Origin of the sequence: Palleronia salina (genome assembly GCF_900141995.1) — a bacterium.
GTDB lineage: Bacteria > Pseudomonadota > Alphaproteobacteria > Rhodobacterales > Rhodobacteraceae > Palleronia > Palleronia salina.
Window position 1 is genome coordinate 1 of record NZ_FQZA01000023.1, and the last position, 9,365, is coordinate 9,365.

At 67.2% G+C, this 9,365-nt stretch carries 10 protein-coding genes and 1 pseudogene; 1 reads left to right on the top strand and 10 read right to left on the bottom strand.

Translation table 11 applies throughout. From position 1 onward, the window contains the following. The 10 genes from BUB76_RS17035 to BUB76_RS18035 all read right to left on the bottom strand — a co-directional run. A partial coding sequence (locus BUB76_RS17035; RefSeq protein ID WP_373280064.1) for a calcium-binding protein occupies nucleotides 1–2,621 on the bottom strand: 2,621 nt, incomplete at its 3' end. 389 nt (nucleotides 2,622–3,010) lie between these two features. Further along, nucleotides 3,011–3,667 carry an FMN-dependent NADH-azoreductase gene (locus tag BUB76_RS17040; RefSeq protein WP_073130647.1) on the bottom strand — a complete coding sequence of 219 codons (657 nt, stop codon included), beginning with the start codon at nucleotides 3,665–3,667 and terminating at the stop codon, nucleotides 3,011–3,013. Between the two features lie 119 nt (nucleotides 3,668–3,786). Continuing rightward, complete coding sequence (locus BUB76_RS17045; protein ID WP_073130650.1) at nucleotides 3,787–4,266, bottom strand: YHS domain-containing (seleno)protein; 480 nt, start codon at nucleotides 4,264–4,266, stop codon at nucleotides 3,787–3,789. 54 nt (nucleotides 4,267–4,320) lie between these two features. After that, nucleotides 4,321–5,172: a cysteine hydrolase family protein gene (locus BUB76_RS17050; RefSeq protein ID WP_084140743.1), complete on the bottom strand. Its 852-nt coding sequence runs from the start codon at nucleotides 5,170–5,172 to the stop codon at nucleotides 4,321–4,323. A 136-nt stretch (nucleotides 5,173–5,308) separates the two neighbouring features. After that, nucleotides 5,309–5,554 carry a hypothetical protein gene (locus BUB76_RS17760; protein WP_139250919.1) on the bottom strand — a complete coding sequence of 82 codons (246 nt, stop codon included), beginning with the start codon at nucleotides 5,552–5,554 and terminating at the stop codon, nucleotides 5,309–5,311. Between the two features lie 295 nt (nucleotides 5,555–5,849). Continuing rightward, a complete protein-coding gene (locus BUB76_RS17055) occupies nucleotides 5,850–6,860 on the bottom strand; it encodes an AraC family transcriptional regulator (RefSeq protein WP_073130653.1) in 1,011 nt (336 codons plus the stop codon). Between the two features lie 69 nt (nucleotides 6,861–6,929). Further along, a complete protein-coding gene (locus BUB76_RS17060) occupies nucleotides 6,930–7,550 on the bottom strand; it encodes a pyridoxamine 5'-phosphate oxidase family protein (protein WP_073130655.1) in 621 nt (206 codons plus the stop codon). 10 nt (nucleotides 7,551–7,560) lie between these two features. Further along, complete coding sequence (locus BUB76_RS17065; RefSeq protein WP_073130658.1) at nucleotides 7,561–8,025, bottom strand: nuclear transport factor 2 family protein; 465 nt, start codon at nucleotides 8,023–8,025, stop codon at nucleotides 7,561–7,563. An 85-nt stretch (nucleotides 8,026–8,110) separates the two neighbouring features. Further along, the gene (locus tag BUB76_RS17070; RefSeq protein ID WP_073130659.1) at nucleotides 8,111–8,659 is read right to left on the bottom strand and encodes a carboxymuconolactone decarboxylase family protein; all 549 of its coding nucleotides are present in this window, start codon (nucleotides 8,657–8,659) and stop codon (nucleotides 8,111–8,113) included. 179 nt (nucleotides 8,660–8,838) lie between these two features. Next, nucleotides 8,839–8,991, bottom strand: coding sequence for a hypothetical protein (locus BUB76_RS18035; RefSeq protein WP_175550337.1), 153 nt, complete (start codon nucleotides 8,989–8,991; stop codon nucleotides 8,839–8,841). A gap of 94 nt (nucleotides 8,992–9,085) precedes the next feature. Between BUB76_RS18035 and BUB76_RS17075 the strand changes: the two are divergent. Next, a pseudogene (locus BUB76_RS17075) lies at nucleotides 9,086–9,355 on the top strand (transposase); the annotation flags it as partial. Nucleotides 9,356–9,365 lie beyond the last annotated feature (10 nt).

Genomic DNA, 9,365 nt, shown 5'->3' on the forward strand with positions numbered 1-9,365 from the left:
AAGCTGATCATGTCCTGCCCGTTGCCGCCGTCGATCGTGTCGGGACCGGTGGTCGCCAGGAACCAGTCGTAGTCGCCGAGGCCCCGCAGCTGGTTCGCGCCCGCGTCGCCGCGGATGAAATCGGCGAAGATCGTGCCCGTCACCCGCTCGAGATTCAGCAGGCTCATCCGCTCCGCGCCGTCGTGGCTGACCGCCGTCCCGGCCTCGAGATCGATGGTCAGGCGGTAATCCAGGTTGGTCCGCCCGGGCGTCTCGGCCAGGTCCGAGAACGACACCATGTCGTTGCCCGCGCCCCCGTCCACCGTGTCGTTCCCCCCGCCGGGGGTGATCCAGTCCGACCCGCCCAGGCCGTTGATGATCTCGGCCGCGGAGGTGCCGGTCAGCAGGTCGGCCCCCTCGGTGCCCGGGATCACGGTCGTCTGCGGCCCGCCGGACTGGAGGACCGTGCCGTTGATCGAGGATTGCTGGGCGAACTGGATGTTGGTGTCATCGGTGAAGCTGAGCAGCAGGTCGCCGCCCGCCAGCTTGGTCAGCTCGACCTGCGACTGGTCGTCCGGCACGTTGTCGAAGGCGACGCCCGTCTTCACCAATGTCCCGTCGGTCGCGAAGATCGCGTAGTTGACGTTCGCCTCGTCGCTTTCGTCGTAGGTCACGAAGGCCAGGACCACCTGGCCCGCGTCGTTCATCTCGATATCGAAGACCTGGTCGAAGGCCTGCGTGACGTTGCCGGGATCGACCGGCGAAAGAAGACCGGGGATCGACAGGACGACCGGCGCCGTCGCGACCGCCCCCTGGGCGGTGTAGGCGGTGATGACCGGCTGCCCCGCGCCGTTGATATGCATCGTGATGAAGCCGCCCGAGGCGAGGGACGCGACACGGACGTCCTGGTAGGGGTTCACATCTGTCGCGATCGTGGTCACCGGCGTCGCGGCGGTTCCGTCGGCGTTGAAGATGCGGAAATGCGCCGTCTCGTCGAAAGTGGCGGGATCGTCGCTGAGCCAGGTCAGGACGGTCTGCCCGCCGCTTAGCAGGGCGCCATCGACGGCATCCTCCTGCTTGAAGCCGTCGTGGAACTCGGTCGCAGCGCCGAGGGCGTTCCCGGATGCATCGAAGAACTGAAGCTGGCCGTCGTCGTCGAACGTGCCTTCGTCCGAGGTATAGGTCAGCACGAAGCCGGTCTGCGTCGGGTGGAGCTGGATCGCCTCGGCCTCGCCGTCGAAGGCCAGGGTGGCGGCCTTGCGGACGGTGCCGTCCGCGTTGAAGACCTGAATCCGGACTTCCTCGTCGGTGGGCCGGTCGCCCTGCAGCCACGCCACGGCGAAGCCACCATCGGCCAGGGCCGCGACGCTCAGCTCGCGGGTCAGGGCCTCGATCTGGGTCAGCGTCGTGATGGTTCCGGTCTCGGGCTCGAGGATACGGACGTAACCGCGCAGGTTCGTGTGATCGTAGACCACGACGACCCGCCCGTCCGCGAGCGTCGCGGTTTCGCCGTCCTGCGCCAGTTCGCCGGAGAACCCTTCGCTGAGCAGCAGCTCGTCGCCAGTGGGCCCGGGATCGTTCGGACCGGGCGCATCGTACAATTCCTCGGGCTCCAGCACGCCCAGGCGGCGGGCCACGCCGTCGGACGAGACATGCAGGTTCCCGGCCCCACGCCCGCCCTGCCCGGTCTGCTGGAACGCGTCGTACTGCGCGCCGGTCTCGTCGAAGTACCGGACGTTGACGCTGTCATTGGGGGTAAAGCCGGTTTCCGACCCGTAGGTGGCGGCAACGCCGCCCCCGTCCAGCGCCCAGACATTCACCCAATCCTGTGCCCCGGCCGTGTCATCGGTGTTCACCATCTGCTCGGCGACGGACACGGTCCCGTCGGCATTCAGGATGGTGAGATACACCGCGCTTTCGCGATCATCGCCATCCTCGGGACGCGCCGCGGCATAGGCCACCGCGATGCGGCCATCGTCGAGTACGGTGACCTCCACGTCCCAATGCCCCGTCACGTAGTCCAGCGCGTCGGCGACCAGGATTTCGTCCCCCGAAAGGGCACCGGTGCTGTCGTAGAACTGCGCCCTGATCTCGACATCGCCATCCGAGGAATTGACGTGCGACACGCGCAGGATACGCCCGGCGATCTCGACGATCTCGGAGTCGTTGACGCTTTCGAAAGGGCCATCGCGCCGGGTATTCGAGATGAAGATGCCATCCGCGCCCTGCAGGATCAGATCCTGCCGCGACGCGCTGGCGATCCTGCCATCGGCGAGCTGGGCGTAGTCCTCGTTGAAGACGCCGATATAGGGCACCGATGCATCGTTCGGCGAGGGGTCGATGGGGGTGGTCGCGACGACCGCGCCAGAGGCGTCGAGGTCGAAAAGGTAGTTGTCCGCGCCGGATCCCGCGCGCGCCAGCACCCGCACGCCGCCGCCCGGCAGCGCGAATGCGAAGAAATCGTCGTAGGCGCTGTTATTCGCTCCCACCGGGGTGCCCGCGCCGAATTCGACCGGTTGGGCGAAGGCCGCCGTGCCGTCCGCGTCGTAGACCTGGACGCCGATCACGTTCTCGGAGGATGCGTTGAAAAAAACGTCGAAAACGACCAGCCGGCCGTCGTTCAGTTGAAGAATTGTTTCCATGGATCTCGCCACTAAGAATTTCTGCGCCGGAGACGATAAACCAGAGCACGAGTTAATTCAGATACGAGTAAACCTTAACACGAAATAAAAGAGTTTTTCCGGCCACTTGACCGGTGCGATGGTTCGAGATCGGGGTCAATCCAGTCAAGGTATTTTTCGCGAAACGCGGGGCGGCCAGCGCGGCCAAGGGCCCGGGCCGGAGGATCGGCCCGGGCGGCTTGGCTCCCGCACCAGATCAGAGATCGCCCACGGGGGTCGACAGCATTCCGGGCCATTTCGCTTCGGCGCCCGCGATGACCGTACCCTGATCCTCGAGGTATTTCTCGAATGTCGCGGCATCGACGAAAAGATACGGCTTGCCCTCGACGATGTCGGCTTGGCGGCCTTGCTTACGCGACCTGACTGGCGGCCGGGCGTGCGAGCCGGGCGACCAAATCGCGGACCGACCGTGAAGCCGTCGCCTTCGACGCTTCATGCCTGTGATCGGCGAATTCCTGGTACTCGACGCCGACATGGTGAAACTCGGACATGCCAAGATACCGGGATACGGAACGCAAATGCGGGACGAGATGGTCGCCGCCCTCGTTCAACTCGCCTGATCCGAAGCCGAACTCGCCCCAGGAGGTCAGCGCGACGACGGTCTTACCCAAGAGCACCGGCTCGAGCGGCCGGTCGCCGCGTGCGAGGTCGAAGGTGAAGGTCTTGTTGACGCGTACCACCTGATCGAACCACGCCTTCAGAGCCGCGGGCATGCCATAGTTGTACATCGGCGTCGTGATAACGATGACATCAGCCGCCTCCACCTCGGCGATCAACCCGTCGGAGATCCCGGTGAGTTCGCGCTGCTGCGCGGTCATCTCGGCGCTGAAGACAGCCGCGATCCACGCCTCGGTAATGATCGGAGGCGGGCTCCGTCCGACGTCCCGCACCGTGACGTCGATCTCGGGTTCGTGCGCGATCCATGCATCGATGAATTGGTCGCCGAGTTTGCGCGAAAGGGAACGCCCGGTGCGGGCGCTTGCGTCGACTCTGAGGATACGTGTCATGTTGGCGGCCCTTCTGTGAGGTTTGAGAGATGGCTGGTTTCACGGGGCTCCAGCCGTCATGTGCAACGGAAAGCCCGGGTCCCGACGATCGGCACCCGGGAGAGGAATGCGATCTTCGCTCAGAGATCGCCCACGGGGGTCGACAGCATTCCGGGCCATTTCGCGTCGGCGCCCGCGATGACCGTCCCCGGATCCTCGAGGTATTTCTCGAGGGTCGCCGCATTGACGAAGAGGTACAGCTTGCCATCGACGATGTCGGCGTAGCGGACGTCGCCGTCGAGCTTCTTGCCGAGATAGACACCGAAGGCGCAGAACCCGCCGAATTGCGGCAGGAATGCCGCCGGGTCGGCGTCGAACTGCTGCTTGGCCGCCTGGGTGGCGAAGTAGTAATCCACGCCGTCGTGTTCCGAGGTGAAGCCCGAGTCGCCGATCCGCGGGCCCGCGCCCCCGAACATCGAAACGGGGTCGGTGCCGTGCAGGCCCAGCGGGTTGCCGGTCGCGGTCAGGCCGTTGGAGACGTTGACCTCGTCGGCGGCGAAGGCGGCCGACGCGAGCGCGAGGGTGATGGCCACTGCGGGCAGGCTGATGATCATTTTCATTGGAAGGGTCCTTTCAGGGGGTCGGAGTGAATTGGGAGTCACCGAGCTGCCGGGTCAGGCCGAGCGCGCGATGCGATCGACCGCGTCGTCGGTCCACCAGACGCCGTTGGCGACCATGCGGAAGTTGATGATCGCCGCGAGATAGCCGTCGCCCTCGGGCACCTTCGCGCCCGCGGTCGCGTCGCGCACCACGGCGACCTCGTAGCCAAGCTCGAGCATCTCGTAGAGATGCGCCTGTGTGCAGAGATTGGCCGACATGCCCGCCAGGATGACCTTGTCGATCCCGCGCTTGCGCAACTGCAGGTTCAGGTCGTTCTGCGCGGGCCCGTAGACCTTGTGCGGCGAGCAGACGATGGTCTCGCCATCCTCGATGTACTTCTTGTATTGCGGCATCCAGTCCGCGCCCGACCCTTCGAAGCCGTCGAGATCAAGGGGGCCGGGCCGGTCGAACATGCCGATGGAATGCATCGTGCGCTCCAGCGTGCCTTCGAACTCCCAACTGTGGTCATGGGGGTAGTAGTAGTGCGGCGAGATGAAGACCGGCATCCCGGCCGCCTTGGCCGCGGCGAACAGGCGCTCGATATTGTCGACGGTGCCCTGCTCGGTCACACTTTCGCCCACGACGCCCCAGGTGACGCCGTCCTCGGACAGGAAGTCGATCTGGGGGTCGGTGACGACCAGCGCGGTGCGGCCCGGCGCGATTTCCATGTCGATCTGCGGCAGGCCCGGCGTATCGGGATCGGCGTAAAGCGCGCGGGCCTCGTCGGTAGCGGCCATGGCGGCGCCGGCGGTCAAGGTGCCGGCGGCCGTGGCGGCGGCCGCGCCTTTCATCAGGCGCCTGCGCGCCATGTCGACCTTCTCGGGCGTGACGTCGCAGCCGCAGGCGTGGTGGGGGTCATGGTCCATTTCATTGCTCCTTCCGGGGGGTTTTGGCGGACCGCTGGCGCGGACGGCCGGGATGGGGTGGGTTTGCCTTTGCCGGGCATGGGTCGGGCGGTTGCGGCGACGAAGGCATCGGCGACGGCGTGTGCGGGATGCGCTGTCAGCCCAGGGGCGCGGGAACCGGGCCACCTGCGACGATCAACGGTGCGGCGGCCTCGTGCCCGGATGGGCCCTTCGCCAGCGTGACCGGCAAGGCCAGCAGTCCTGTCAGGATGGCGGCGGCGACCGTGATCAGCAGCAGGTACGTCATATCGCCCAGCCGCATCGGCGGCGTGCCGGTGGAGTGCGTTACGCCCTGGTCGTGCCGCCTGGCCCTCGGTCTGGTCTGTCTGTTGGTCTTGCGCATGGCGGTGGCCCTTCTCTGGGCGGAAAGGCCGCGCCGGGATCGTGCCGGCGCCCGACCTTTCCGGTGGTCGATGCGGGCACGCTATCCCTGCCCCGCCACCCCGGTATCGGCCCGGCCTGCCAAGCGCTTGGCCGAACCTGCCATGCACTGCGCGAAGCACGGGCACGGGATGGCGGGCGTCGCGCAATCCCGATCTGTCGGGGAGCATCGGATGGGGCGTCGCCGCGGTGCAGCCCGGGCCAAGGCCCGCGCGGCAGGCGATCCGACAGCATCGGGGCCGCGCTGACGTCCGCCTCTAGCGGACCGGACCGTGCTGCTTGAACTGCGAGGGGGTTTGACCGCTCCAGCGCTTGAACGCGCGGCTGAAGGTGCTCTGCTCGGAAAACCCGGTCAGGAACGCGATCTCGGCGATCGAGCTGGTGCTGTCGCGCAGAAGCTCCTGCGCCAGCGAGGCTTGCGCCTCGGTCACCACGTCGCGGAATGTCAGCCCTTCATCCGAAAGGCGACGGTAGAGCGTGCGCTCGCTCATCCCCATGTCCCGCGCGATCTCGGCGGCTTGCGGCACCCCGTCGCTCAGCGCGGGGGTCAGGCGCCGCAAGAGCTCGGCCCGTATGGACGGGTCGTCCCTGAGTGAGCCAATCTCGCTTTCCAGGTGGGCGGTCAGGAACTCCGACACGGCCGCGTCGCCCAAGCGATTGGGCAGGTCGAGCATCTCGTGGCGCAGCATTATGGCGTTTCGGGCGGCCCCGAAGGTCACGGGACATCCGAAATGGGCGGCATAGTGATCGGGGTCGCCGCGGCACGGGTGCCGGAACGACACGTGCTCAAGCACCAGATCGCCGTCGACGAAGAGCCGCATGTTCCGGGCGAGCGCGGCCAGCGCGCCCTCGTTGCGGAAGTCGAGCGCGGGATGATGCCCCGTCCGTCCTTCGAAAACCAGGGCCGCGGGGTCGTCCGAGCCGTCCAGATGATAGATCGCGGTGTCGGTGACAATCCGCCAGTACCGCTCGATCCGTTCGAGCGAGGCCCGCAGCGTCGGCGCCGTCTTCATCGCGAGCCCCAGAACGCCGATATCATCGGCGCGGATCTCCTTGGCATAGGCCGCGAGCAGCGCGATCTCGTCGCCGTGGCGCTGGCGGATCCAGTCGAGGAGATCGAAGTAGTCCGTTTCGGAAATACGACCGTCGCGCGGCCGCGGCAGCCGGCGCACGGCGACCCCACCCGAGATCAGGACGCCGTCCTCTCTCAGCTCCATTCCGGCCGCCTGGGCCATCGCGCGCGCGAATGCGTTGGTCACGGTGGGCATGGCCAACGCTAGGCCGGAATCGCTCGCGGCGCCAGTTCCACGCGTTGGCCGCCACGACGGCCCGCGCATTCAGGGGCGCGCCTGCCGCCGCATGGCAGGACGGCCGGCCAACTGCGCCTCCAGGTCCGCGATCCGTTCGGCCAGGCGCGCGATCTCGTCGTCGCGCTCGCCTTCCGTGCGGCGGACGGGAATATGCCTGGGGCAGTTCCAGTCGAACGCGGCCAGGCGGATGACGATGCCGCGCTCGGCCCGCGGGCCGTCATCGCCGTTCAAAAGACCCACGATATCGGGATCCTCGGTGATCCGGGCGCGGCCCCACAGCTTCAACCGTTCGCGGCGGGCATAATCTACGGCGATCAACGACACCCGGTCGTCCAGCCGCAGGTTGCCCACGCTGATGTACTGACGGTTGCCGGCGTAGTCCGCGTATCCGATCGTGCGCGCGTCGATGACCTTCAGGAAGCCCGGCATGCCGCCCCGGAACTGGACATAGGGCCACCCCGTCTCGGACACCGTCGCCTGGTAGACCCCGTCCCGCGCGGACAGAAACGCCGCCTCGCGCGGGCCAAGTTCCGCGCCGTCGTCGCGGTCGGGCGACAGGACGCGCGCATAGGCGTCAGCCGATCCGAAGCGTTGCTGCTCGGCCCGGACGCGCGGCGTGAAGGCGATATCGGCAAAGGCATTCGGCATGGTGCACCTCCTATAGCCCGAGCTCCGACAGGCCCGGGTGATCGCCGGGCCGCGGACCGAGCGGCCAGTGAAAGAGCCTCTGGTCCGGGGAAATCGGCAGGGTATTGATCGACGCGATGCGCTGGCGCATGAGCCCCTCGGCGTCGAACGCCCAGTTCTCGTTTCCGTAGCTGCGAAACCACGCGCCGCCCGCATCCCGATGTTCGTAGGCGAAGCGAACCGCGATGCGGTCGCCGTCACAGGCCCACAGCTCCTTGATCAGGCGATAGTCCAGCTCTTCGGTCCACTTGCGGGTCAGGAACGCGATAATGCGGTCGCGGCCCCGGAACATCTCGGTCCGGTTCCGCCACCGGCTGTCCGGCGTGTAGGCAAGCGCGACCTGTTCCGGCGCGCGTCCGTTCCACGCGTCCTCGGCCAGGCGAACCTTGGTCCGTGCGGACAGCGTGTCGAAGGGCGGCAACGGGGGACGTGTCATGGCAATGATCCTGGTGGCAGGGGCAGATTGCACCCCGGTCGCGCGGGAGGAGGGAGACGGGATCGCGACCGGGGTGTCCGCGGTGTCACGCCGCCGAGGCGGTGACGACCGGGAAATCGATGGGCGTGTCGAACGCCACGTTGAGGTAGTTGGTCAGCGTGTTCAGCGCGACATGCGCCACGATCTCGACCATCTCGGCGTCGGAATGTCCGGCCATCCGCACCGCGGAGAGCTCGGCCTCCGACACCTGCCCCCGCGCGCGCACCAGCGCCGCCGCGAACTTCACGGCCGCATCGGCCTTGGGGTCCGATGACCCGCCCGCGCGGTTCGCGGCGATCTCGGCCGCGTCGAGCTTCGCCACGTTCGCGGCCAAGTAGGCATGGGCGGACAGGCAGTAGTCGCAGCCGTTGATCTGGGCTACCGCCAGCGCGATCCGCTCGCGGGTCTGGGGCGCCAGGCTGCCCTTGGCGAGCGCATTGCTCAGCCCGAGATAACCCTCAAGCGCGGCGGGGCTGTTGGCGGCCAAGCGGAACAGGTTCGGAACGCTTCCGAGCGACTTGCTGACGCGCTCGAGAAGGGGCTGCGCGGCGGCGGGTGCTGCGTCTATGGAGGCGGGAAGCTGGATACGGGACATGGTGCGATCTCCGGGGTTTCAGTGATCCTCACCCTAGAGACTCGGCCCAACAGCCGTATTGGCCCGCCCTGCCAAGGCTTTGACCACGTCTGCCACGGCGCCAAACCGACGCGCGCCGGTCGGCCTTTCCGGGCGCATGCTCGGCGCGCGCGGCTGGCGTCGATTGGAACCGACAGGGGTCAGTCGTCCGCCTGGCCCTTTACCTCGTCCAGGTAGTCGAAGCGCAGCGTCGGGCGTTGCCGGGCCGGGGACGGCGCCCGGTCGCGGCCGGTCCAGAAATGCGGCACGCCGTCGGCGCCGCGCACGAACCGGTGCAGCCTGCGGATACGCACCCCGCGCGGGGCGTCGATGGCCTCTTTGAAATGCCCCCTCTGAAGTGGTCCGCCCACTGGGATAGAATGATCCCGTCATGGAGAGGACCAGAGAATGGCTGGGAAGCGAGAGAAGCCCGAAGACATCGTTCTGAAGCTGCGGCAGGTTGAGGTGCTGCAAGGCCAAGGGCTGTCGGTCGGTGATGCGGTGCGCCAGGTCGGCATCACGCAGCAGAGCTACTACCGGTGGCGCAGGCAGTATGGCGGCATGAGCCGCGATCAGCTGAAGCGACTCAAGGAGCTCGAGACAGAGAACCAGCGGCTCCGGCGTGCTGTCTCCGACCTGACCCTCGACAAGATGATCCTGAGCGAGGCCGCCCGGGGAAACTGCTGAG

What these genes read in the sequence shown, in the direction of transcription:
- BUB76_RS17040 (WP_073130647.1), bottom strand. Translation starts at nt 3,667, where the DNA reads ATGACACGTATCCTCAGAGTCGACGCAAGCGCCCGCACCGGGCGTTCC.
- BUB76_RS17045 (WP_073130650.1), bottom strand. Translation starts at nt 4,266, where the DNA reads ATGAAAATGATCATCAGCCTGCCCGCAGTGGCCATCACCCTCGCGCTC.
- BUB76_RS17050 (WP_084140743.1), bottom strand. Translation starts at nt 5,172, where the DNA reads ATGGACCATGACCCCCACCACGCCTGCGGCTGCGACGTCACGCCCGAG.
- BUB76_RS17760 (WP_139250919.1), bottom strand. Translation starts at nt 5,554, where the DNA reads ATGCGCAAGACCAACAGACAGACCAGACCGAGGGCCAGGCGGCACGAC.
- BUB76_RS17055 (WP_073130653.1), bottom strand. Translation starts at nt 6,860, where the DNA reads ATGCCCACCGTGACCAACGCATTCGCGCGCGCGATGGCCCAGGCGGCC.
- BUB76_RS17060 (WP_073130655.1), bottom strand. Translation starts at nt 7,550, where the DNA reads ATGCCGAATGCCTTTGCCGATATCGCCTTCACGCCGCGCGTCCGGGCC.
- BUB76_RS17065 (WP_073130658.1), bottom strand. Translation starts at nt 8,025, where the DNA reads ATGACACGTCCCCCGTTGCCGCCCTTCGACACGCTGTCCGCACGGACC.
- BUB76_RS17070 (WP_073130659.1), bottom strand. Translation starts at nt 8,659, where the DNA reads ATGTCCCGTATCCAGCTTCCCGCCTCCATAGACGCAGCACCCGCCGCC.